Raw genomic sequence first — 24,460 nt, 5'->3', positions numbered from 1 at the left:
ATAGAAGAAGATAAAGTCATTTCTGATTTGTATGAAAAGTACAAATCAGAAATCCGGAGGTGCAGCAATGAAACTATCTATGTGGATACTGGCCGACTGGCTGAAGAAATATAATCCTCAGATTAATATCAAAGATGGCAGACGTACTCTGAGAAATGTCCGTCTGCTCTCAGAAAATGTGAAAATGGAATCCATGGACGTCTATATGGGAGCCATGAAAAATTTTGTGGACGGAAACAGCGCTCAGGTGATCTGTGTTCAGGGCCACGACATGATACTGCTGGATACGGAAGACACAGATCAGATCTTCAATGAGATCCTGGACGCTTTTGACTACTACAATGGCTGGTCAGACAGACTGAGAGAAATGATCCGAAACGGGTCATCCCTGGATGATCTGCTTGGATCCAGTTATGAAATTTTTGGTCAGAAACTGATCATCACGGATCCCGGATATCTGGTAATTGCACATACAAATCTAGAAGGAGGGCTGCCTAATAAAAATTTAGATGCCATGAAGCAGACCGGAATCATGCCCCTGAAAACTATTATGGCAATCAACAATGATCCACGGATACGTGAAAAGAATCCCCATTCCTATATCATGGATTACGGCGAATTAGGCGCTCCTTGTTTCTGCCGAAATCTATTTTCCAGAAACCATCATATCGGCTGGGTTCTGGTGATCCTGGAAGAACATCCTGCGACAGAAGGAACAAAGCATTTGCTGGATGAACTTGGAAACATAATAGAATACTGGTCAGATATGCATGAAGACAGGCTCCAGCTTTTGTCCTATACTGATATTTTCCAAAAAATCCTCTCGGGTGAAGAGAAAGACAAAAGGCAGCAGGATACACGGCTTCGTTCTATAGGCTGGTATCCTGAAGATGAAAAACAGATATACATCTTAAATGGCGTCCATACAGGTGCCAATATGCAGGATTTTTTTCATCACAAACTGGAACGCCTTGCTGACGGGTGCTTCACCATTTGCTGGGAGAATAAAACGGCACTGATCGTCAATAGAAAGATCGTTCTATACCGGGATTTTCTCCTGAAACTAAAGGATTTTATGCTCCAGACAAAGACTTACTGCGGCACAAGTCCGGAATTTACAGATATCTTAAGCCTGCAGGAATATTTTAAAATGGCAGAAATATCTGCTGCATATGGTGATAAAACACCCGGCTGCATCAATGACTTTGAGTCCTGTGCTGTCTCTTATACAATAGAACTGATACGGAATCATGCCCATGTAAACATTTCCCATCCAGCACTATCGGTCCTTGGCAGATATGACCGTAAAAACCATACAGAACTCAAAAAAACCCTGAAAGAATATCTGAACTGTGAACGAAATTATGTAAAGACCGCAGCCCGTCTGTATATCCACAGGAATTCCCTTCTATACAGACTGAAAAGAATCGAAGAACTGACGGACATTGACCTGGAGAATGAAGAAATCCGTCTGCATCTGTTACTTTCCTATCTGATTGAAGAACGAGACGTAAAATAACTATATAGATCGTGTCCTCTCCGGCATCTGTTCGGAAGAAGAATCAGCTAAAGACACCTTCCAGCCTTCAATCTGTTCTCATAAGCAGTTATAAAACTGCATAGTATTAAATAATTGCCGGTGTATGGAGTATATTACGGACATGAATAAAAATAATAGAAGCGCTTTGGTGATCTCCATTCTTATTCCACTTGCCATTGGATCTTTGTCCACAGTGATCAGCAAAAACAGGTCTATGTATTTTTCAATAAATAAGCCCGCGCTTAGTCCTCCGGCTTTTATTTTTCCGGTTGTATGGACAATACTTTATGTTTTCATGGGTATTTCTTCCTATATCATTTATGAATCAAAGTCACCGGATAAATCCAATGCACTCAGGACATATGCAGTACAACTGTTCTTTAATTTCTTCTGGAGCATCATATTCTTTGGTTTATCACAATATCTGTTTGCTTTTTTTTGGCTATTGGCCTTAATCATCCTTATTGCCGTTATGATTTATCAGTTCTACCAGATCAGCCCTGCTGCTGCCTATTTACAAATACCTTATATTGTCTGGTGCATATTTGCGGCATATCTAAATTTTATGATATATATTATGAATAAATAAACGGAGGAACCAAAATGCAGACAGTCACTACAAATACCTTGAGTGATACCATGTACTATAATGAGATACCCGTATTCACCTACAAGATCAATTACCCTTCCTTCACCACAACATGCAGTGATAATGCCGGTAAATCCATAAACGCTCATTATGCCCAACTGGCGCGGAAGACCGAGGAATACGGCAGAAAAGAACTCTACACGCAGGCCGCAGCAGATGCTAAATACCCCAAAAGCCCCCGGCCATTTCCTATTTATACGCTGGATGTCGTTTATCAGATCACTTATAATACAGGATGCCTCGTCAGTTTATACACAGATACTTATACCTATGCGGGCGGCGCTCACGGCCAAACGCTGCGCACCTCTGACACCTGGGACTTTAACACAGGAAAAAAACTGCGCCTCACAGACTTCTATCCCTTTACCCCAGCCTCCTTGTATCAGCTTCAAAATTCCATGGCGGAACAGACGGCAGAAAGGCTAAAGACAGACCCGGGTATTTATTTTGAAGATTACAGAAAGCTTCTGCAAGACACCTTCAATGCAAATAGTTTTTATATACAGCCGGGAAGGGTGGTCATTTATTATCAGCAGTATGATATAGCGCCTTATTCTACGGGATTGCCTAAATTTTATGTTCCATAATAAACCGCAGGATATCCTGATGCGTCTCTGCGATATTCAGACCGGACAATTCGCTCATACTCAAAAAACGCAGTTCTATGGATTCTTCACTGCATTTCAGTTCCTTGAAATCCTTTACGAAAACCTCATATACCGCTGTGATGATACGCACAATGTTTCCATCAGGGTACGCGGCAATTCTGTAAGGATAGGAAAATACATCCAATAATTTTAAATCTTCCACTACCAGACCTGTCTCTTCTCTGATTTCTCTCTGTACGCACTCCTCCAATGACTCTTCCATTTTCAACCCGCCGCCGATGAAAGCCCACCTCTCAGAATCTGTGCGTCGTTCCAGAAGTACCTTTTCATTCTTTCTTATAATACCTACCGCTCCCATATGTATGGGCCGATTGGGTTTTGGAGCATTGGGAGAATTGTAAAACTTTGTCTGTCTTTTCATACGTATCCCCTTCCCGCTGGACTGGAAAAACGGCCCATTCTGCTCTTTTTTTGCAAAATGAACCGTTCTTTGTCCTGCTTTTTACTGCTGGCTATTAATATAGTTGATTAGACCTTCAGCCTTGATGATCTTCTGCATGAATTCCGGGAACGCCTGGCCTTTGAAGCTGGTTCCCTTTGTCTTGTTGGTAATGATCCCGCTGTCGAAATCCACTTCCACCTCATCTCCTGCCTCAATGTTCTGTGCCGCCTCCGGACATTCAATGATAGGCAGACCAATATTGATGGAGTTTCGGTAAAAAATGCGGGCAAACGTCTCTGCTATGACACAGCTCACCCCTGCCGCCTTGATAGCAATGGGCGCATGCTCACGGGAGGAGCCGCAGCCAAAGTTCTTGTTCGCCACAATAATATCGCCTTTATTAACCTTTTTCACAAATTCCTTGTCAATGTCTTCCATACAGTGCTGTGCCAGTTCCGCAGGATCAGAAGAATTCAGATATCTTGCCGGAATGATAACATCCGTATCCACATTGTCGCCGTATTTAAAAACTGTTCCGTTTGCTTTCATGTCTTCCTTCCCTCCTATAATCCAAGTTCTTCCGGCACGGAAATTTTGCCGGTCACTGCGCTTGCTGCTGCTACGGCCGGGCTTGCCAGATATACTTCAGAGTCCACGTGTCCCATACGTCCCACAAAGTTTCTGTTTGTGGTGGAGATACAGCGCTCTCCTTCTGCCAGGATTCCCATATATCCGCCCAGGCATGGTCCGCAGGTAGGAGTGCTGACAACAGCGCCTGCTTCGATAAAGATTTTCAGAAGCCCTTCCTCCATTGCCTGAAGATAGATGTTTTGTGTTGCAGGTATAATGATACAGCGCACACCTTTTTTCACTTTGCGGCCCTTTAAGATCTCTGCTGCACAGCGAAGGTCCTCGATCCTGCCGTTGGTACAGGAACCGATCACAGACTGGTCGATCACAACATCCTCTGTGATCTCATCCATTGTCTTTGTATTTTCCGGCAAATGCGGGAATGCGATGGTCGGTTTAAGCTGGCTCAGATCAATGGTATATTCTTCATCATAAACCGCATCCGCATCTGCCTCGTAAACTTTATACGGGCGTTTGGAATGTTCTTTCATGTATTCTACAGCCAGCTCATCAACCGGGAAGATCCCGTTCTTTCCGCCTGCCTCAATAGCCATGTTGGCAATGGTAAAACGGTCATCCATACTCAAATTTTTGATGCCCTCTCCCACAAACTCCATGGATTTGTAAAGAGCACCGTCCACGCCGATCATGCCGATGATATGTAAGATCACGTCTTTTCCACTGACCCATTTGGCCGGCTTGCCCACAATATTGAATTTGATGGCTGAGGGCACTTTAAACCATGCTTTTCCTGTCGCCATGCCTGCCGCCATATCTGTACTGCCCACACCTGTGGAAAAAGCGCCCAGCGCTCCGTAAGTGCATGTATGGGAATCCGCTCCGATCACCACATCTCCTGCCACTGTCAGGCCTTTCTCCGGAAGCAGCGCGTGCTCTATACCCATCTCACCCACATCGAAATAATTGGTGATCTCATTCTTACATGCGAATTCACGCACGCATTTGCAGTGCTCTGCTGATTTGATATCCTTGTTCGGAATAAAGTGGTCCATAACCAGCGCGATCTTGTCTTTATCAAATACATTTTTAACCGTCATTTTATCCATCTCGTGAATTGCTACAGGAGATGTAATATCATTACCCAGCACCAGATCCAGATCAGCCTCGATCAACTGTCCGGCTTCCACTTTATCAAGTCCGGCTGCTGCAGCCAGAATTTTCTGTGTCATTGTCATTCCCATGGGTATTCCTCCTTGTTTTCTTAATTTGTGACTGTTTGTAACTCTTCACAGCCACCTTGATTTCATCTATTGCTATCATAGCATATCTTTTGTTATAATAGAAATACATATTAAATATATCTACCATAACTCCAATTTATATAGTTGCCGATCACAGAGAAAACTGCAACTGTATATGGAGTCAAATGCAAAACAGAAATGAGGTTCTACAATGGAGCAAAACTTATCCCTGTACCGCGTTTTCTATACAGTTGCCAACGCGGGCAATATTTCCAAAGCCGCTGAACAGCTCTACATCAGCCAGCCGGCCATAAGCAAATCTATCCGCAAATTGGAGCAGAGTCTGGATGTCACTTTATTTTCCAGAAATTCCAGAGGTGTACAGCTCACCGAAGAAGGGGAAATCCTCTATGACTACGTGCAGAAAGCATTCTATTCCCTGCAGATGGGAGAATCCCGCATTAAAAAAATAAACGACCTGGGGATCGGACATTTACATATCGGTGTCAGCACCACCCTCTGCAAATACATGCTGCTTCCCTATCTGCAGGAGTTTATCAAGCTGCATCCCCACGTGAAGATCACCATAGAATGCCAGTCCACCAACCACACCCTGCAGCTTTTAAAAGAGAACAAAATTGACCTGGGACTTATCGGAGAACCGGAACGGCTGCACCATATACATTTTGATTCTCTTGGAGAGATTGAGGATATCTTTGTCAGTACCAGTTCCTATCTGGATAATCTTTCCCTGCGCACCAACCGCAAGGACGATATCTTCCACACAGCCACTCTGATGCTGCTTGACAAGGAAAATATGACCCGGCAGTATATTGATGACTACCTCTCCATGCACCATATTGAGACAAACAATCTTCTGGAAGTGTCCACTATGGATCTGCTGATCGAATTTGCCAAGATCGGTTTAGGAGTGGCCTGCGTTATCCGTCAGTTCGTGGAAAAAGAACTGAATGACAAAACCCTGGTGGAGATTCCCCTGCCCTTCCCGATCCACAAGCGGAATATCGGTTTCGCCTTCCTGGATAACCTGCAGCAGACCACCGCTGTCAAAGATTTCATTGACTTTTACAACAGCAAGCGGCCGTAAATACGAAACTGCCTGTCCAGCTCATAAAAACCGCCGGGAAAAGGATTTCTCCTGCTCCCGGCGGACTTTTCTTACCACATAATGTTCACAAATGTGCTCTTAGTTCTCGATCAGTTTGCCTGTGTCATTCCAGCTGTATAATTTACGCAGCTCTGCTCCGACTTCCTCTAACTGATGTTCTGTCTCTCTTCTTCTCATAGCGCCGAAGTGCATACAGCCTGTCTGGTTCTCTGAGATCCAGTCTTTTGCAAAAGTACCGTCCTGGATATCGGACAGGATCTTCTTCATGGCTTTCTTTGTATCATCAGTGATGATCTTCGGTCCAGTGATGTAATCACCATACTCAGCAGTATTGGAGATAGAATAACGCATGCCCTGGAATCCGCTTTCGTAGATCAGGTCAACGATCAGTTTCATCTCATGGATACACTCAAAGTAAGCATTCTCCGGTGCATATCCTGCCTCTACTAATGTCTCGAATCCGGCTTTCATCAGTGCGCATACACCGCCGCAGAGAACTGCCTGCTCGCCGAACAGGTCTGTCTCAGTCTCAACTTTGAAAGTAGTCTCCAGTACACCTGCTCTTGCTCCGCCCAGTGCTGCAGCATAAGCCAGTGCTCTGTCTTTTGCTTTTCCTGTGTAATCCTGCTGTACAGCAACCAGACACGGAACACCTTTACCTACCTGGTATTCACTTCTTACAGTATGACCCGGTCCTTTCGGAGCGATCATGGTAACGTCAATGTTTGCCGGCGGTTTGATCTGTCCGAAGTGGATAGCAAAACCGTGTGCGAACATGAGCATATTACCCTCTTCCAGGTTCGGCTCAACGTCGTTTTTGTACATAGCTGCCTGTTTCTCATCGTTGATCAGAATCATGATGACATCAGCCTGTTTTGCAGCTTCTGCTGCTGTATAAACTTTTAATCCCTGTGCTTCTGCTTTTGCCCAGGATTTGCTGCCTTCATAAAGTCCCACAATAACATCCACGCCTGACTCTTTTAAGTTCAGAGCATGTGCATGTCCCTGGCTGCCGTAACCGATGATCGCAACTTTTTTCCCTTCCAAAAGTGCCATGTTGCAATCTTCCTGATAATAAATTTTTACTGCCATTTTAATTTCCTCCTAGCATATTGTTTTATCTTAGGGAATAAAAAATCATTCTCTAGCTAACGTATGTAAAATTACTCTTCGTCCTCTTCTAAGTAGAAGACATCATCAATTCCTCTGGAAAGTCCGGTGATACCCGTTCTTGCCAGTTCCAGGATCTCATAGCCGTCCAGCAGGTCAATAAACGCTTCCAGCTTTGACTTGGTACCTGTCAGTTCAATGATCATGGATTCCTTGCCCACATCAATGATATTGGCCCGGAAAATATCCACGATAGAAGAAATACTCGGTCTCTGCTCAGGCTCCACGCGGACCTTCACCAGAATCAGCTCTCTGTTGACACTCTGTCCATCCCTCAGGACTTTTACTGTAAGTACATCCTCAAGCTTTTCCACCTGTTTGGTGATCTGCTCTAAGATCAGTTCGTCCCCGCTGCAGACAACAGTCATACGGGAATAATTCGGATCTGTCGTGATGCCTACGGAAACGCTGTCAATATTATAACCGCGTCGGCTGAACAAACCGGATACCCGGCTCAGAACACCGGCCGTATTTTCAACCAGAATAGACAAAATTCTTTTGTTCATACAGCACCTTCTCCCATGCTCCTTCGTTTTAACGAAACAGCTTAACTTTTCTTGTAATTCTATCAACTATTCAAATTTTTGTCAATGCATTTAAAGCGTTATAACTAATTAGTATGTAAATCATAACCGAAAGCTATACCGGCAGAACCATCTGCAGAGCGGTGTCGGAAAAGAAGGTATTGGCATTATAAAGATACAATACTTCCTCTATCTCCTCCGCCTGTATCAGTTCTTCCAGATCCCCGTAGTAATACCTGGGGTCCACTACTACGATCTTCCTGTACGAAGCTGCCAAAAAAGGCAGGTAACAGTTGGCATAGGAATCTTTCAGGACCAGAAGCGTCTTATCTGACTGCGTAGGCGTCTCAATGCGGATCAGGGGATGGTTGCCGCCCAAAAAACAGGCATATCCATCTCTGGTGTCCAGCTTTTTCGTGTCATAAAAACTGGCTGTCTTTTTCTGTTCATCCACATAATTGACAACAGAGCCCGCAGCCCCGTCTTTTGGAAGAAACACCTCCAGCTCTTCTTTCTCCCCCAAACGAAACCCGCTCTTTGCAGACAATGTCCCCTGGAACCGCCCGGTCACAGGCAGTACGCTGTACTCTGTCTGGGTCCCCTGATATCCCATGGTCTTCCCAGCCTCCAAAAATGCCAGATATGCCGCTTCTGTGGTCCAGTGATGATCGGTCTTGTAATACAACTTTTTATCCCTGTTCTTTTCCAGAACACTGCGCATATCCAGAAAAGAAATCCCCTGCTTTTCTAAAGTTGTTCCAAGCTCATCCAGATATTCTCCCTGGTCTGCCCCAGGTGCGAATGCAGGAAGTTTGTCGGAAAGGATCTCCACCGCATTTGGAACCACCATGGCATATTGTTTTATATCCTTATGTCTTTCTGCAAAATCCCCCATGGCACGGCAGGTTTTCTCCAGATTTTTTTTATCCGGTTCTGTAAAGCTTTCGATCAAATATCCATCCTTCCCCAGATAGACACCGTTAGATTCCACTTTGCCGGTCAGCCGGTCAAAACCGGCCTTTATCTCGATCCACATATCCCGCAGCAGGAACTGGTCACTGAAATATGTCTCAAATTTCTCCTCATATCTACCGGACACGATCTGTCCCGCATTTATCTTCGGTGCTTTTTCAAGCATTCTGTTCTCTTTTTCAGAAAAGGTCCTGTCTTTTGCGGCCAGGCTGCCCAGAAAGAAAAAGGCTATGACAGCTATAAAAACCCAGCCTGTGATGATTGCCGCCCTCCTGTGTAAGTTTTTATTTCTTTCGCTCATGAGCTTCTCCGTTCCATGGCCGCAGTGCGCCTGCGGCATCTTTTATGATCTCTATTTTACCTCAAAAGTAACGTAACTATAGACTGCTTAACAGTTATCATCTAATAACACATTCCACGTCACCTATCTCTCCGGGACCTGTCTAAAAACGCAGATATAAAAAAGGATGATAGGAACTGAAGACAAGGCTGGCTGTGCTCAGAAGGAACAACGCTCCGTACAAAAGCGCAGAACCCACAGCGGAATCATGGATCCTGCTCTCCACCCACCGGAAAAAACCAGGTCTGCAGGCAGGTATGCAAAACAGGAAGATCAAAAAGTTTGTCTTCAGATAGTACAGTGCCATCCCGTCCGCAAAGCCCGCAGCCCCGATCCCTGCCAGACGCTTCAGATAAATACCCGCGTCTCCCAGAGACTCATGGGAGAACAGCATCCAGCCCACCATCACGAACAGCATAGTGTAAGCCCCGGATATCCAGCCGGGAAGTTTTTTCAGTCTGCTTCCCAGAAAATATTTTTCCCCAATCAGAAGTATGCCGTAATAAAGCCCCCATACAGGAAAATTCAGCGACGCTCCGTGCCACATTCCTGTAAGGCACCAGACAATAAGGATATTGCGTATATGCTTTCCAATGCCTGCGCGGTTGCCGCCCAAGGGTATATAGATGTAATCCCTGAACCAGCTCCCCAGGGAAATATGCCATCTCCGCCAGAACTCAGTAATACTTTTAGATGTATACGGATAGTCGAAATTCTCCTTGACCGTAAATCCCAGCATCCTGCTGATCCCAATCGCCATATCGGAATACCCGGAAAAATCAAAATATATTTCCATAGTAAAGGCAAACATACCGATCCACGCGGTGAGCACGGAAATGTCCCCTGCTCCGGCACTGATCTCTCCATAGAGGGACGCCAGTGTATCGGCCAGAAGCACTTTTTTTGCCAGACCCAGGATAAACCTTCTTGCTCCGTAACCAAGCTGCAGCGCATTTACCCTGCGCTTTTTTATCTGCCTCTTCACATCCTCGTACCGCACAATAGGCCCGGCAGTCATGACAGGGAAAAATACCCCGTAGGCGGCAAAATCCGTAAAATTCTTCTCTGCCTCCGTTCTGCCGTAATAGATGTCGAAAAGGTAGGACATATTCTTAAAAGTATAAAAGGACAGCCCTATGGGAAGCGCCAGTTCCCTGACAGGAAGCTGTGTATGCAAAAGGCTTCCTAACAGTTCTGCTGCAGGTCCGAAATACTTAAAAAAGCAAAGCAGGAACACATCTACTCCTGCGGCAAACAGAAGATCCAATTTCTGCCGCCTTTTTTCCTGTGCTTCCCTTCCAATCTGCTGTCCCATAACGTAATGGAAGACCGTGGAGAAAATCAGCAGGATAAGATAAACCGGGTCTCCCCAGGCATAAAACATAAGGCTGGCTGCCAGAAGAAAAAGGTTCCTTCCCCCGGCAGGCAGCACATAGTACAGAAACAATACAACCGGTAAAAATGCAAAAATAAAAAATAAGCTGTTCAGCAACATATCTATTCTCCCCTGATGTGGGCAGGACCATATCCTGCCTTTTCCGCTATTTGATCAAATCCAGAAATTCCTTTCTCCACTGCTGTGCATAATTTCCGGACGCGTACAGAACATAATTTCCCCTTATTTCCACTACTGCCTCCGAGAGGAGCTTCGTCTGCGACACCCCATATCCCTCAAAGCTTTTTTTCTGTTCCTCCAGACGCTTTTCCGCACTGTCCAATATCTCTTCTGCTCCCTGGGGACTCTCTGCCTTCACAACCAGAAATTCATCCACAGACATGGGGGATTCTGCCTTGTAAAAAAAATACCCTTCAAGATCACCTGTCTCCAATCCATAGAATCTGCTCAGTTCTCTTGCCCCGCACTTTTCCATGGAGGTGATCGTCTCATCCCGCTCCAACTCTGAAGCTATTTTATCTATAGGAATATCCCTCGCCCAGCCTCTTGTACATAAAAAGCCAAGATAGACCGTCAAAAACACAAGGGTTCCCGCTTTCACCCATCTTATTTTCATCCTCTTATAATCCTGCCGTATCCGCCAGATAAGACAGCCATGCCGGATAATAACTCTTAACCACATGGATGCCGTCTGGCTCATAGATTCCGTCTTTTCCTTCTATTAAAAAAGAACAGTCCGCATAGGTATACCCATCCTCTTTGCACATAGCCTGAAGCGCTTCATTGAACTGCCCGCAGTACGCATAGCTAGGGGTCTCTTCCACTGCCTCTTTTGTGGCAGGCAAAATACTGTTGATATAGACTGCAGCATCCGGAAGTCCTGCTTTCAGCCGTTCGATCTGACGCCTGTATGCCTCAATAAACTTTGCACTGTCCCCCTCACAGATTTCCATGTCATTTGTTCCGAAGACAAAGAACACTGCCGAGGGGCGCAGAGAAATGGCCTTGTCCACAAGTTCATCTGCCTGGCTCACACTGAGTCCCCGTTTGAAAAGGACAACATCTGTATCCAGGAAACCATACTCTACTATAGATTCCGAAAAAGAATCTCCCAGTATCACGGCATTTTGAAATGCCCTTTTTAATTCTGCCGTATCCCGCTCCTCGCCCTGACTGTTTTGGGAATCCTCCCCGCCATTCAGCTCCTTTAACGCACGCTCCGTCTCAGAGATATCCGCTTTTTCCAATGCGGCTACGGTCTTTCTGTTTTTTTCATATGGAATTTCTTCAGCGTTTTCAACCTTTTTGAAGATAACAACAACGGCAATGATGACTATCAGCACCACTGCCAGGAGAACCCAAAAACGGGTTTCAGATATGTACTCTTTGATTTTTTTCATTTTCCCTTCAAATCCTATGTCCTTTTCCCCTATTCGACAGATTCCCCGATTCCTGTCGTTTAATAAATTATAGACGCTGAAAACTGAAAGTTCAAGTTGATTATCCCATCTTTTTTATATTTAAAAAAGCTGTCACAAAATCGCCTGATTTTTGTAACAGCTTTCCGATTTCTTTATTTTTCCTGATCCATTTTGATGATACGGTCACTGACATGCATGACCATAGGGAGGTCATGGGCAATGAGCATAATGGTCAGATGGTGTTCTTCCTGGAGCTTTCTGAAAAGGTGCATGATCTGTGCCTGAATGGAAATGTCCAGGGAGGAAATAGGCTCATCCGCCACAATAAACTCCGGCTCCACAGTCAAGGCTCTGGCAATGGCAGCTCTCTGGCGCTGGCCTCCTGATACGTCATAAGGATGACGTCCTCCAAGAGCCGGGTCAAGCTCCACCTGCTCCATCAAGGAACGCACCCGCTCCTTAAGCTCCTGCCTGCCTCTGCACAGCTTCTGTATTCTAAGCGGTTCCCCGATGATCTCTTCCAGTGTCATATGAGGATTAAAAGCCGAGGAACTGTCCTGGAAAATCATCTGTCGTCTGTAGATACGGGCAGTATCCCCATGGTAGAGGATCTTTCCCCCGTCCGGCTCATAAAGCCCTACTATACATCTGGCAAGCGTGGATTTTCCACAGCCGGAAGGCCCTACCACCCCCAGGATCTCCCCTCTGTATACATCCAAGGAAAAATCTTCAAGGACACGGGAAACCGTATGTCTATCCAAACGGAAATTCTTGGACAAGTGCTGGATCTCGATCAGTTTTTCCGGTTCCGGCTCCTTTAACAGCACTACCCGGTCATCCCGGACTGTCTTCTCCTCTACCTGGACAGCCGGATGGGAAATATCCCCCTCCACCCGGGGATGCATGTGATCGTGCGTGCCGCCATGGGTATGGGGCATACCATCGTGGAAGTGTATCCTGCCATGGGTGTGTCCGATGCCCTTTCCGTAATTCCGGTATCCCAGCAGTTTTATGGTATAGGGATTCTGTGCGTGTTTAAAAATATCACCGACACTGCCGCTTTCCACGATTTCTCCCTGATACATGACATAGACACTGTCCGCCACATTTTCTACCAGACCCAGGTCATGGGTGATGAATAAAATGGCAACTCCTGTCTCTTTTCTTATCTTTGCCAAAAGCTCCATAATCTGCTGCTGAGTATCCACGTCCAGCGCAGTGGTAGGCTCGTCCGCCAGCAAAAGGCCCGGACTGCAGGCAAGGGCTATGGCGATGGCCGCCCTCTGCCGCATCCCCCCTGAAAACTGGTGGGGATACTGGAAAAACCGTTTTTCACATTGGTCAAATCCGGTGAGTTCCAAAAGCTCCAGAGTTCTGGCTTTTGCCTCTTTTTTTGAAATCTTTTCGTGAAGAAGGATCGTCTCCATGATCTGCTTTCCGATAGAGATCGTTGGATTCAAAGACAGATATGGGTCCTGAAACACCATGGAAATTTCCTTGCCGCGGAACTTCTGCATCTGCTTTTCCGTGTATTCTAAAATATTGCTGTCCCGGTACAGAATCTGACCGCTTTCCACACGGGTCTTTTTTCCGAGAAGCTGTAATATGGTTTTGCACAGCACAGTCTTTCCTGAACCGGACTCCCCCACAAGGGCGGCCAGTTCTCCCTTTTTAAGCTGAAGGTTCACGTGCCTTGCGGCACGTGTTCCCTCCACATCCTGAAAGGTAACAGACAGGTCACGAATCTCCAATAATGTCTCCATAATATTCTCTCTTTATCTAATAATGTAGTAAAGGTAACTGTTACATATCCCAGTCATATATATTCCAGAAGATGCCTACGCCGTGATGACCGAGTACGGTATCTTTTGTCAGCCCGGTAATATTGTCCTTTGAGACATACATGGCGTCAATGTATGCGATAAAAGTATAAGGAAGGTCTTTTGACAGTTCCACCTGGAATTCCTTATACAGAGGAAGTCTTTCCTCCTGGGTTTCCAGTTCCCTTGCCTGCTGCAGCAGTTCATCTACTTTTGCATTGGAATAGCTGCTGTAATTGGCTCCTTTGTCTGTACCGAACACCTTATAGGTATGGTCATCCGGGTCAAAGGGGCTTCCCCATCCGATCAGGTACGCGTCCTGGTTTGCCCAGTCTGTCTCTGCCACCACTTCCACTTTGCAGTTCACACCAATGTCCTGCAGGTTCTGCGCGCAGATATTGGACATATCAATACGAACCTGGTCTGCCTGACCGTTGGAGATGGTAAACGCGAGCTGGTCCCCGTCTTTTTCATAATATCCGTCATCACCCATCGTCCAGCCATTCTCTTCCAGAAGCTGTTTGGCTTTTTCCGGATCATACTCATATTTTTCAATGTCAGGGTTATTATAAGGCCCCATCTGCAGAGGAGAGTATGCTGCCTGACCATGGCCTAACAGCACGCTGTCCACAATAGACTGGCGGTCAATGGCATAGCTTAAAATATTGGGCAGTTCCCTGTGTTTGCCAAAGAACTCACTTCCAAAATTATAAAGAATACCTCTGTAATCTGCTGTTTTCATAATATCCACAACAAATCCATCCGCGTTCTCAAACTGCTCTGCGTCCTTGGGCGTTACCTGAGCCAGGTCCAGCTCCCCTGATTTTAGCTGAAGGGCTCTTGCCTGTGTATCCTCCACGATTTTAAATACCACTTTATCAATCTTGGGGGCTCCGAGATAAAAGTCATCGAATTTTTCAAGGGTGATGCTCTGTCCTTCATCCCAGGAAACCAGCTTGTAAGGACCGCAGCCCACAGGGTTTCTGTTGAAGTCATCTGTCACAACGTCCTTTCCCTCCAACAGATGTTTTGGCAGGATTCCGATAGTCAGATAATCCAGCATGGCAACATTGGGCGCTTTCAGAGTGATCTTCACTGTGCTGTCATCCGGAGTCTCGATCCCTGTGATATCCTCATAGTTGGATGCGATCTCAGAGGCATTGTCAGGATCCATGATCGTATCCAGTGTAAACTTCACATCTGCGGAGGTAAAGGCCTCACCGTCATGGAATTTTACATCTTTTCTCAGATGAAAGGTGTAGGACTTTGAAGCCTCATCCCACTCCCAGCTCTCTGCAAGGGCAGGCACCACTTTATCCTCTTCATCGTGGGCGGTCAGGCCTGCAAATATCAGGGAATTGATCTCTCCATGCTCGTAGAGCGCAGGATTGATGTTAGTGTAGTCTCCGCTTCCGTAGACAAGAGTTTTCTCATCCGTACTCTTTTCCGCGGACTCTGACTTTGTCTCAGTGTCACCTTTTGCTTTATTATCCCCGCTTCCGCAGCCCGCCAGCAATGCGGCTGTCATAGATGCTGCCAGAAATAATGTCAGTATTTTCTTCTTCATGTCTGTTCTCCTTTTCGTTTACTGCCGGATAACCGGCAGCGGCTTTTTTTATAGATTGCTGTGTTCTCTGTTATTTCTCAGGCGGATATACTCGCCCACATTGGTGATACACACAAGGGTCGTCACCAGGAAGATTCCGGGGATCAGAATGATCCACCAAGAATTGGACAACAGCGCCTTTTGGGACAGAGACATCATACTTCCCCAGGAGATGATCTCCATGGGAAGACCGATTCCCAAAAAGCTCAGGGTCGCTTCCGTTCCGATCGCCGCGCTTACATTTGTGACGATCATGAACATGGTGGAGGAGATAAAATTGGGAAACAGATGTTTCCGCAGTATGTAGAAAAATTTTCCTCCGGCCAGTCTGGACGCCAGGACGAAATCACTGCTCCGTATCTGCCGCACCTCACTTCTGATCACTTTGGAAATGTTCATCCAGCTTGTAAGTCCTATCACCACAGCGATACTGGTAGCTGTGGCCTTCCCGAGAAGTGCCTGCAGGAAGATCACAAGCAGAATGGATGGAATACTTAGAATGATCTCCGTGAAACGCATGAGCAGATCATCCAGCGGATCCGGCACAAGGCCGCTGACGCAGCCGTATACAATGGCGATCCCGGAGGAGATCACAGTTGCCAGTATCCCTATATACAAGGATACCCTTCCGCCCTCCCATATCATGGAGTAGATATCCCTCCCCATGGTATCTGTGCCAAAATAATGCGCACCGCCGGGCGGCAGGCTGACCTCTGTCAGGTTCATATAAAAAGGGTCTCCTGTTGCCAAAAGCTTTCCAAACAGACACCCAAGGATAATAAGCCCCAGGATCACCAGGGAGAAAACAGGGAATTTTTTCTTTTTCATACTGCCTTTTCCCCTCTTTCCTGTTTCATTCTCGGGTCTATCCATTCACTGATGATCTGCCCCGCCACATTTGCCACAATGACTGCAAAACCTGTGATAAGACTTAATACCATCAGCATGTTATAGTCATGGTACTGGGCGCTTTCCATACTAAGAGTTCCCAGCCCCGGATAGGAAAAGACACTCTCTGCAATGTAGGTTCCGCCGATAATATGGGGAACGGATATGGCCATGATACTGATCAGAGAAGGCAGTATTTTTCTCAGGCAGTGGGTGAACATGATGCGGCATTTTCCCATGCCCTTTACCTTACACAGAAGCACATAGTCCTCGCGGATCTCCTCCAAAAGTTTGTTCCTTACCATATATGTGTAATACCACAGATGGGATAACACCATAACCGTTACAGGCAGGATCAGATGCACCAGCCTGTCACCCAGGGAATGCTCTCCTCCCAGGGCATAAGCCCCGCTTGTGGGAAGCACGGCCAGATTCACACCGAAGATTAAGATCAGCACAAGCGCCACAAAAAAGGAAGGGATACAGTTGGTCACTGTCCCAATCTTACATATGCACCTGTCAATAAAGGTATTCTCCCGCATGGCGCAGAAAACACCCAGCAAAACAGCGAAAACAAAGGTGAGCACATAGGATAATCCCCCCAATATCAGAGTATTGGCATATACCTTCTCTATGACTGCCCCCACATCCTGCTTATATTTATAGGAAATCCCGAAATCCCCGTGCAGGGCATTTTCCACCCAGCGCACATACTGTACCGTCATAGGCGCATCCAGGCCCAGACGTTCTCTGGCTTTCTCCTTCTGGCCCTCATTCATCCGCTCCACACTCTCTCCGTAATAGGATTTCAAAGGATCCCCGGGAGAAAGGCGGGCAATAAAAAATACCAATATGGACAGAACCAGCATAGACAACAGGATCTGTATGAGCTTTTTCAGTAAAAATTCAAACTTCTGTGGTGTATTCAATGTAGTTTCCTCTTATCCGGTAAGTTTCTGTTATTTTTTTGACTATCCATAGTATAGCAGACAAAAAATCCCCCCACAAGCCACGTGGGGGGATATAAATTCAAATTTTGATAACTATGATCAGATATGGTTTGCCACTTCAAAGGCATCCCAGATTGCATACATAATATTGGAGACCTTTTTGGCGTCTCCCAGGAGATAAATTTCCGGAATATCAAATTGGAGGTCATTGTAGAGTGTATTTTCTTCTCTGTAACCCACAGATAAAATGACACTGTCACAGGAAATTGTCCTCGTTTCATTCTGTACAAGATATGACAATTCTTCATTCTGAAATCCTGTCACTTTTGCGCCGGTCACCACATCCACACCGTTGTAGGGGATCAGGCGTTCCAGCATATCCTTGTTGGCATGGCACAGAGGGCCGTTGACTGCCATCAGCTTATCCAGCGCCTCCACGATCGTCACTTTTTTTCCGTGCTGCGCAAGCCATAGAGCCGTCTCACAGCCCACCAGACCGCCGCCCACTATCACTGTACTGCTGCCGCAGTCCTTCTCTTTTGTGAGCACCTGCGCCGCAGTGTATACATGTGCATCATCACCCAGAGGGAACACCTTAGGACTGGAGCCGGTGGCAACGATCACTGCGTCATAGTCTGCCTGCAGTACATCCTCTTTTTTAACCTCTGTATGGAGATGCACCGGAACTTCCAACTTTTTCAATGCAGTTTCATACCATTTTGCCAGTGCCAGGTCGTCTTCTTTAAACTCAGGGGCACCGCCCGGGATCAGATTGCCGCCGAGACATCCGGACTTCTCAAACAGCTCCGGCCTGTGTCCCCTGACTGACAGCACTCTGGCCGCTTCACAGCCTGCCACGCCGCCGCCTACAATCATTACCTTTTTACTTTTTAATATAGGCTCGTAGGCAGTCACCCTCTCACGGGCAGCCTGGGGATTCACTGCACAGTTGATCATGGAATATTCCTGTACTCTTCCCATACACCCTTCCTGGCAGGAGATACAGGGACGGATATCCTCTCTGCGTCCCGCCCGGAGTTTATTCACATAGTCGGGGTCAGCCAGAAGAGGGCGGCCAAGACTAACAATGTCACAGGTTCCATTTTCCACAGCCTCAGAAGCCATATCCGGATCATCCATACGCCCCGCACAGAGTACAGGCACGTCCACCACTTCCTTTACCATTTTACAGTAAGGACGGAACAGGCCTTTCTCCTGATACATAGGGGGATGATTCCACCACCAGGCATCATAGGTTCCAACGTCAGTGTCAAGAGCGTCGTAGCCATAACTGACAAGCAGTTTTGCGGCCTCCAGGCCTTCCTCTATATCACGGCCCTTTTCCTCAAAATCCTCACCGGGAAGGGCGCCCTCTCTCCAGTCTTTTATCATGCTTTTTACGCTGTAGCGCAGGACAACCGGAAAATCCTCTCCACAGCGGGATTTGATCTCCTCCACCACTTCTCTTGCGAAGCGAAGGCGGTTCTTAAGAGATCCGCCGTACTCATCCTCTCTCTGGTTAAACATGGAGATAGCAAACTGGTCAAGCAGATATCCCTCATGTACGGCGTGCACCTCAATGCCGTCAAAGCCTCCGCGCTTGGCATTGTAAGCCCCGTCACCGAAAGATTTTACAATGCTGCGTATCTCCTCTTTTGTCAGGGGACGGCAGATCTTGTCCAGCCATCTGTGGGGAATGGCGGAGGGCGCTACCGGCGGGAACTCTCCCAAATTGGTCGGAATCGTCACACGTCCGAAACCACCGGACATCATAAGAAATATTTTGCTGCCGTATGCATGGATCCGCTCTGTCATCTCCCTGCTGGTACGGATAAAATGAACGGGATTGTATGTAGAGTTTGGACAGTTTGGCATACTCTGCGTCTCTACCTGGCAGTCTGAGAAAGTGACACCTGTGATGATCAGGCCGGCGCCTCCTTTTGCCCTCTCTGTGTAGTAATCAATCCCTCTCTGGTTAAATCCTCCCTGAGCATCTGCCAGACCTAAGGGTCCCATAGGCGCCAGCGCAAAGCGGTTCTTAAGAGTAACCTTGCCTATGCTGACAGGGGTATATAAGTTTTTGTACTTCATTGTGTCCTCCTTTTTTACTTGATTCTTTATCTTTTAACACCAGTATACAAAAGGACAACCGCATCCTGCCAGCAACCTTTGTTTGTCAGGTAGAAACTTTTTGTTTTAGAAAGCTGTCAAACCGCCGTATGGTCTCATAATTTTTCGTATCTTCCTTATAAACACCGAACACATCCCAGGTCAGGTGCTCTTCAAAGGGGATGGCGCGCATATGCTCCATTCGGAAATCCTCCAGCATAAATTCCGGTATAACTGCCAGTCCGACTTTCTGACGGCAGAGCTTGTAAAGTACAGCTCCGTCGGAGGTCTTTGCAGTGATGTTTGGAGAAAACCCCTTCGCACGACAGACAGCGGTAAAATCGTGGAACATATGGAAATGTTCATTCATGAGAATCATGTTTTCGTCTCTGAGCAGCTCCGCGTTTACCTTTTCTCTTTCGTACAGAGGATGGCCTTCATAGACCAGCAGAAGAATTTCCCTTCCCTCCAGTTTATGCTGTATCATGCCTTCCCCCTCATGTCTTCCCACAATGAAGCCGTATTCCAGTTTGGAATCCGCCAGCATAGCCTTGACTTCCTCATTGGAATATTCATTCCACTCTGCCCGAATATTGGGGTTCTCCTCTATGAAATTCAAGATCAACTGAAAAGGAAGAACATTAAAGACACCACAGGCGCATCCGATACGAAGGACTATCTTTCTGTTCTCCAGCTGTCTTAAGCCGTTTTCCAGTTCCTCCAGCTCCTGTATGATCTTCTTTGTTCTTCCATAGAGAAAATCCGCGCTCTCTGTTGGGCACACACCCTGTTTGGTGCGCTCAAAAAGAACGGTTTCCAGTTCTGCCTCCAAATTTCTGATATTTTTTCCCAATCCCTGAGGTGTGATATAGAGACGTCTGGCAGCCCTGCTGATACTATTTTCCTGATAGACGGCCTCAAAACATTTTAAATCTTTTGTATTCATGTGTTCGCCTGCCTTTTCTCCCGTGATACTCTTATTGTATAGGGAGAGAAAACCCTCTGTCAACTGCTGTCTGAATGTCACTGTAAAGTTTTCTGGTCGCCGCGTCATCTTTTCCGTTCAGCACCACGATCCCCTGCTCTGTGTCCAGCACCACAAACGTATCACACGATGTATAAGAATACAACATATAATCGCCAAACTCTCCGTTTTTATAATGGCCTGCCTGCAGCGTTGGGCCTCCCACACCGTTTTTCCTGCTGCCGCGCTGTAAATCTTCTGCTAACTTAACGGATCTGATGGAATTATAAGGCACTTCTTTATCCGCCCAATAGGATACCTGGATCTCAATGGAATCCTCATGCATGACCGGGGTTACATGACCGGTAAAAAGCATAAAAGTAACTCCTGCCAAAATGACTGCGGTGAACAGAAAAGAACCATACATGTAAATCTTGTCTCCGGCTGTTTTTTTCTTTTGAACACTTCCGTCATTTGCCTGCGCGCGGCAGATGGTATTGCTCAATATCTGTATGATGATCACTGTGACGATCGTGACAATAAGAAAAACGGATACGGGGAATTTTTCTCCCATAAATCCCCAGCCGATCAGCATAAGAGTGATAACTCCCATGCCTCCACCCACGACCCGGCACAGCTTTTTTTCATCATATTCTTGTTTCTCTTCTTTGCTTGAAGTATTATATCCCGCGATCAAAAAGCTTCCTTTTCCCATCAGCAGAACCACTGTCAATATACCCATGAACACCGCAATACCCCAAATGATCAACATAGAAATCCCCCTTTTCTGAAAAAACTTTATACTCTCTGTATATCTGTACTTTCCTTTAAAAATATTATAACAGAATAAAAAAAGATTGAAATTCATTTGCATAGAATACACTTTTTCGCACCTGAAAAACAGGAGTTTCAGAATGTTTCTTGTTAGTTGATTTTGTTTCCCAAAGTATCGCCGGAATCCATTGATAATTTTCTGTTACCTGCTTATAATCACCATATAAGGAGGTTAAAAAGATGAGTATTCTAAATTTTTCCAATAATATTGTAAATTTACGTCATAAAAAAGGGATCACCCAGGAAGCACTGGCTGATTTCATCGGTGTCACCAAAGCCTCTGTTTCAAAATGGGAGACAAAGCAGAGTATGCCGGATATTACGCTGCTGCCCCAGCTTGCCGCTTTTTTCGATGTGACTGTGGATGAACTTCTGGGGTATGAACCAAATCTCAGCAGAGAACAGATCCGGAAAATTTATTTTGATCTCATGGCTGAGTTCGCAAAACAGCCCTTTGAGGAGGTGATAGCCAAGAGCCGGCAGATGGCAAAAAAGTATTACGCCTGCCACTCCTTCCTTTTTCAGATTTGCATACTCTGGCTGAACCATGTTTCGCTTACCCCTGACCCTGCGAGACAGACGGAAATTCTGGAGGAGGCATCCGGCCTGTGTACCCGCATTATCACCGACAGCAGAGATATTGGTCTATGCAACGATGCTGTTCTTTTAAAAGCCAGTATTGACCTTTTGTGCGGCAAGGTTCCTGAAGTGATCGACACGCTGGAGGAACTTCTGAATCCTTACCATTATTCTTTCCAGGGAGAAACAATCCTGGTTCAGGCTTATGAGATGTCCGGCCAGAGGGAAAAAGCCAACAAGTACAGCCAGTACGGCATGTACACTCACCTGCTTGCCCTCATATTCGGAGCTGTGCAGTATCTGTCCCTCCACGCAGACAATCTGGACACCTGCGAAAAGACCATTGACCGCATAAACCGTGTGATGGAAATTTATGATCTGGAGAACCTGCACCAGAACACAGCCGCCCAGTTCCACTATCAGGCTGCTGTCGTTTACTGCATACATCAGAAACCAAAGATGGCTCTGGAACGTATACAGAAGTTTGCATCCATAACAAAAGCCCTTCTGGGGCGGGATAAGATTTACTTACAGGGGGACAGTTATTTCGATTCCATTGACGATTATTTTGAACAGTTGGATCTGGGCGGGAACCTGGTCCGGGATAAAAAAGTCATCTCCGGAAGCGTGGTTCAAGCTCTGGAAAATCCTGTGTTTGACTCCATAAAAGACAAAGAAGAATTCCGAAAGATCAAAAACATTTTTACAGCGAAAGGAGAATCCCTATGATATTTTCTGACCTTTTACCGTTTCTCATTCCATTGGCCGTTGTGCAGTTCCTTCTGCTTTTTATAACCCTGCGGCACATACTCACCCATAAAAATTACAAGAGAGGCTCACGGGCCTTGTGGCTGGTCATTACCATCATCGGTATGGAATTTATCGGTCCGGTACTGTACCTTCTGCTGGGAAGGGAGGACAGCTAAATGGATATGCTGACCCTCTCCCATTTATCAAAATCCTTCGGGAGCAAAAAAATCATAGATGACCTGAGCTTTACCGTACCGGAACACTCTATTTTTGGATTTATCGGGCAAAACGGAGCGGGGAAAACCACCACTATGAAGATGATCCTGGGACTTCTGCAGGCAGACAGCGGAAAGATCACGGTAAACGGGGAAACCGTCCGCTACGGTCAAAACAGGACCAACCGTTTTATCGGCTATCTTCCAGATGTCCCCGAATTTTACGGATACATGACCCCTTCTGAGTATCTCCGGCTCTGCGGAGAGATTACAGGAATGCCCTCAGACAGAATCCGCCGAAATTCCCATGAGCTGCTGGATCTGGTGGGGCTGGACAAAGAAAATAAGCGTATCCATGGCTTCTCAAGGGGAATGAAACAGCGTCTCGGAATCGCTCAAGCACTTTTAAACGAACCCCGGCTGCTGATCTGCGATGAGCCCACATCCGCCCTGGATCCCCTGGGCAGAAAAGAGATCCTGGACATCCTCCTCTCTGTGAAGGACCATACCACAGTTGTCTTCTCCACACATATCCTCTCAGATGTGGAGCGGATCTGTGATGAGATCGCTCTTCTTCACAACGGATGTACTGCCCTGCAGGGTACCCTGGAAGAAATAAAAAACAAACGAAAAGGCACAGGATTTGATATGGAGTTTTTCAATCCACAGGATGCCGATGCCATAGCGGCATCCATGCCCGGCAGCGAGAGGATTGGCGCTGTCCACCTGTTTTTCCCCGGAAAAAGTGAAAGAGATATGACAAATGCCATGAGGCTTCTGGCGGACAATGAAATCTGTGTCCAGAAGGTGGAAATGCGGGAAGCCACTCTGGAAAATCTGTTTATGGAGGTGGTTGGAATATGAGACAGCTCACAGCATTTACCAAAAAAGAATTTCTGGAATCTCTGCGCACCGGCCGAATGCCTCTGCTTGTGATCCTGTCTGTTTTATTTGGGATCATGAATCCTCTGACTGCCAAGCTGCTGCCCTGGATGCTTAAAACCTTTACCGGTTCCCTGGAAGAAAGCGGCATGGTATTGACTGAAATCAAGGTGGATGTCTTTACATCCTGGACGCAGTTTTACAAAAATATTCCGCTGTTTCTGATCATTTTTATTGTCATCACCAGTGGGATCTTAACTACAGAATATCAGAAGGGCACTCTGATCAATATTCTCACCAAAGGCATGCATAGGTGGAAACTGCTCCTCTCAAAATCCATCGCCGCCTTTCTTCTCTGGACCGGCTGCTACTGGATCTCTTTCGGAGTCACCTATGCCTACAATATGTATTTCTGGGACAACAGCATGGCATCCCATATATTTTTCGGGGCCTTCTGTCTCTATATGACAGGAATATGGCTGATCACGCTTATAATGCTCATGTCCGCCCTGTGCAGTACCAACTATATGGTATTGGCCGGTACCGGAGGCACCTTTTTTGTTTTCTATCTTCTGGCATTTATCCCTGCTCTGAAAAAATATCTGCCTGCACAGTTAATGGCCTCTTACAGTCTGCTTCCGAAGACAGCGGATATCTCTGATTTTACTTATGCAGTGATAGTTACTGCCATTCTCTCAGTGGTGAATCTGCTGCTATCCATTCTCATTTTTAATAAAAAGTCCTTATGATATCAAAGGATCCTATGCTGCCGGGAGTGCGGTGGGTGAATGTAAACATTCGTCCGCTGCATTCCCGGCAGCGGTTAAAAAAAGAGACGAG

24 protein-coding genes are annotated in these 24,460 nt (G+C 46.3%); 8 read left to right on the top strand and 16 right to left on the bottom strand.

From position 1 onward, the window contains the following. Nucleotides 1-67: 67 nt before the first annotated feature. The 3 genes from BLCOC_RS13135 (at nt 68) to BLCOC_RS13125 (ending at nt 2,776) form a co-directional block, all read left to right on the top strand. Complete coding sequence (locus tag BLCOC_RS13135; protein WP_165907225.1) at nt 68-1,519, top strand: helix-turn-helix domain-containing protein; 1,452 nt, start codon at nt 68-70, stop codon at nt 1,517-1,519. Nucleotides 1,520-1,661: 142 nt separating this feature from the next. Beyond that, the gene (locus BLCOC_RS13130; protein WP_115622430.1) at nt 1,662-2,129 is read left to right on the top strand and encodes a TspO/MBR family protein; all 468 of its coding nucleotides are present in this window, start codon (nt 1,662-1,664) and stop codon (nt 2,127-2,129) included. A 14-nt stretch (nt 2,130-2,143) separates the two neighbouring features. Next, nucleotides 2,144-2,776, top strand: a complete 633-nt coding sequence (locus BLCOC_RS13125) for a DUF3298 and DUF4163 domain-containing protein (protein WP_029469239.1) — start codon at nt 2,144-2,146, stop codon at nt 2,774-2,776. Here BLCOC_RS13125 and BLCOC_RS13120 read toward each other — a convergent pair. From BLCOC_RS13120 to leuC, 3 genes are all read right to left on the bottom strand, one after another. After that, nucleotides 2,757-3,218, bottom strand: coding sequence for an NUDIX domain-containing protein (locus BLCOC_RS13120; RefSeq protein ID WP_115622429.1), 462 nt, complete (start codon nt 3,216-3,218; stop codon nt 2,757-2,759). The genes BLCOC_RS13125 and BLCOC_RS13120 overlap by 20 nt on opposite strands. 81 nt (nt 3,219-3,299) lie before the next feature. Further along, nucleotides 3,300-3,788, bottom strand: coding sequence for a 3-isopropylmalate dehydratase small subunit (gene leuD, locus BLCOC_RS13115; RefSeq protein ID WP_018596726.1), 489 nt, complete (start codon nt 3,786-3,788; stop codon nt 3,300-3,302). Between the two features lie 14 nt (nt 3,789-3,802). Further along, entirely contained in the window at nt 3,803-5,071 is a 1,269-nt protein-coding gene (gene leuC, locus BLCOC_RS13110) for a 3-isopropylmalate dehydratase large subunit (protein ID WP_115622428.1), read from the bottom strand. A gap of 211 nt (nt 5,072-5,282) precedes the next feature. Between leuC and BLCOC_RS13105 the strand changes: the two genes are divergently transcribed. Then, nucleotides 5,283-6,179 carry a LysR family transcriptional regulator gene (locus BLCOC_RS13105; RefSeq protein ID WP_018596728.1) on the top strand — a complete coding sequence of 299 codons (897 nt, stop codon included), beginning with the start codon at nt 5,283-5,285 and terminating at the stop codon, nt 6,177-6,179. 99 nt (nt 6,180-6,278) lie between these two features. Here the strand turns inward: BLCOC_RS13105 and ilvC are convergent, their stop codons facing one another. From ilvC to BLCOC_RS13040, 13 genes are all read right to left on the bottom strand, one after another. Beyond that, nucleotides 6,279-7,292, bottom strand: a complete 1,014-nt coding sequence (gene ilvC, locus BLCOC_RS13100; protein WP_018596729.1) for a ketol-acid reductoisomerase — start codon at nt 7,290-7,292, stop codon at nt 6,279-6,281. Between the two features lie 71 nt (nt 7,293-7,363). Continuing rightward, nucleotides 7,364-7,876, bottom strand: coding sequence for an acetolactate synthase small subunit (gene ilvN, locus BLCOC_RS13095; protein ID WP_018596730.1), 513 nt, complete (start codon nt 7,874-7,876; stop codon nt 7,364-7,366). A 133-nt stretch (nt 7,877-8,009) separates the two neighbouring features. Further along, complete coding sequence (locus tag BLCOC_RS13090; protein WP_242998949.1) at nt 8,010-9,167, bottom strand: DHHW family protein; 1,158 nt, start codon at nt 9,165-9,167, stop codon at nt 8,010-8,012. Nucleotides 9,168-9,309: 142 nt separating this feature from the next. After that, complete coding sequence (locus tag BLCOC_RS13085) at nt 9,310-10,701, bottom strand: MBOAT family O-acyltransferase (protein ID WP_115622426.1); 1,392 nt, start codon at nt 10,699-10,701, stop codon at nt 9,310-9,312. Between the two features lie 46 nt (nt 10,702-10,747). Then, a complete protein-coding gene (locus BLCOC_RS13080) occupies nt 10,748-11,218 on the bottom strand; it encodes a DUF4358 domain-containing protein (protein WP_165907226.1) in 471 nt (156 codons plus the stop codon). 4 nt (nt 11,219-11,222) lie between these two features. Next, the gene (locus BLCOC_RS13075; protein WP_044954688.1) at nt 11,223-12,002 is read right to left on the bottom strand and encodes a GDSL-type esterase/lipase family protein; all 780 of its coding nucleotides are present in this window, start codon (nt 12,000-12,002) and stop codon (nt 11,223-11,225) included. 173 nt (nt 12,003-12,175) lie between these two features. After that, nucleotides 12,176-13,786 (bottom strand): ATP-binding cassette domain-containing protein, encoded by a 1,611-nt coding sequence (locus tag BLCOC_RS13070; RefSeq protein ID WP_115622424.1) that lies wholly within the window; start codon nt 13,784-13,786, stop codon nt 12,176-12,178. Between the two features lie 40 nt (nt 13,787-13,826). After that, nucleotides 13,827-15,410: an ABC transporter substrate-binding protein gene (locus BLCOC_RS13065; RefSeq protein ID WP_029469243.1), complete on the bottom strand. Its 1,584-nt coding sequence runs from the start codon at nt 15,408-15,410 to the stop codon at nt 13,827-13,829. 48 nt (nt 15,411-15,458) lie between these two features. Further along, complete coding sequence (locus BLCOC_RS13060) at nt 15,459-16,277, bottom strand: ABC transporter permease (protein ID WP_018596737.1); 819 nt, start codon at nt 16,275-16,277, stop codon at nt 15,459-15,461. After that, nucleotides 16,274-17,266, bottom strand: a complete 993-nt coding sequence (locus BLCOC_RS13055; RefSeq protein ID WP_018596738.1) for an ABC transporter permease — start codon at nt 17,264-17,266, stop codon at nt 16,274-16,276. The genes BLCOC_RS13060 and BLCOC_RS13055 overlap by 4 nt, the downstream gene beginning before the upstream one ends. A 120-nt stretch (nt 17,267-17,386) precedes the next feature. Beyond that, complete coding sequence (locus tag BLCOC_RS13050) at nt 17,387-19,378, bottom strand: oxidoreductase (protein ID WP_115622423.1); 1,992 nt, start codon at nt 19,376-19,378, stop codon at nt 17,387-17,389. Between the two features lie 85 nt (nt 19,379-19,463). Beyond that, complete coding sequence (locus BLCOC_RS13045; protein ID WP_115622422.1) at nt 19,464-20,342, bottom strand: LysR family transcriptional regulator; 879 nt, start codon at nt 20,340-20,342, stop codon at nt 19,464-19,466. 31 nt (nt 20,343-20,373) lie between these two features. Then, nucleotides 20,374-21,132 (bottom strand): DUF3784 domain-containing protein, encoded by a 759-nt coding sequence (locus BLCOC_RS13040; RefSeq protein ID WP_165907227.1) that lies wholly within the window; start codon nt 21,130-21,132, stop codon nt 20,374-20,376. 242 nt (nt 21,133-21,374) lie between these two features. Between BLCOC_RS13040 and BLCOC_RS13035 the strand changes: the two genes are divergently transcribed. From BLCOC_RS13035 to BLCOC_RS13020, 4 genes are read left to right on the top strand one after another with little or no spacing between them, the layout of a single operon-like run. Further along, on the top strand, nt 21,375-22,502 hold the full coding sequence (locus BLCOC_RS13035) for a helix-turn-helix domain-containing protein (RefSeq protein ID WP_115622420.1): 1,128 nt from the start codon (nt 21,375-21,377) through the stop codon (nt 22,500-22,502). Next, nucleotides 22,499-22,699: a PLDc N-terminal domain-containing protein gene (locus tag BLCOC_RS13030; RefSeq protein ID WP_018596743.1), complete on the top strand. Its 201-nt coding sequence runs from the start codon at nt 22,499-22,501 to the stop codon at nt 22,697-22,699. Before BLCOC_RS13035 ends, BLCOC_RS13030 begins: the two co-directional genes overlap by 4 nt. Beyond that, complete coding sequence (locus tag BLCOC_RS13025) at nt 22,700-23,602, top strand: ABC transporter ATP-binding protein (RefSeq protein ID WP_115622419.1); 903 nt, start codon at nt 22,700-22,702, stop codon at nt 23,600-23,602. Further along, a complete protein-coding gene (locus BLCOC_RS13020; protein WP_115622418.1) occupies nt 23,599-24,369 on the top strand; it encodes an ABC transporter permease in 771 nt (256 codons plus the stop codon). The genes BLCOC_RS13025 and BLCOC_RS13020 overlap by 4 nt, the downstream gene beginning before the upstream one ends. The last annotated feature ends 91 nt before the right edge of the window (nt 24,370-24,460 follow it).

Origin of the sequence: Blautia coccoides (genome assembly GCF_034355335.1) — a bacterium.
Taxonomy (GTDB): Bacteria; Bacillota; Clostridia; order Lachnospirales; family Lachnospiraceae; genus Blautia; species Blautia producta.
Note: the sequence above shows the minus strand (reverse complement) of the source record. Positions and strands in the feature narration are given on the sequence as shown.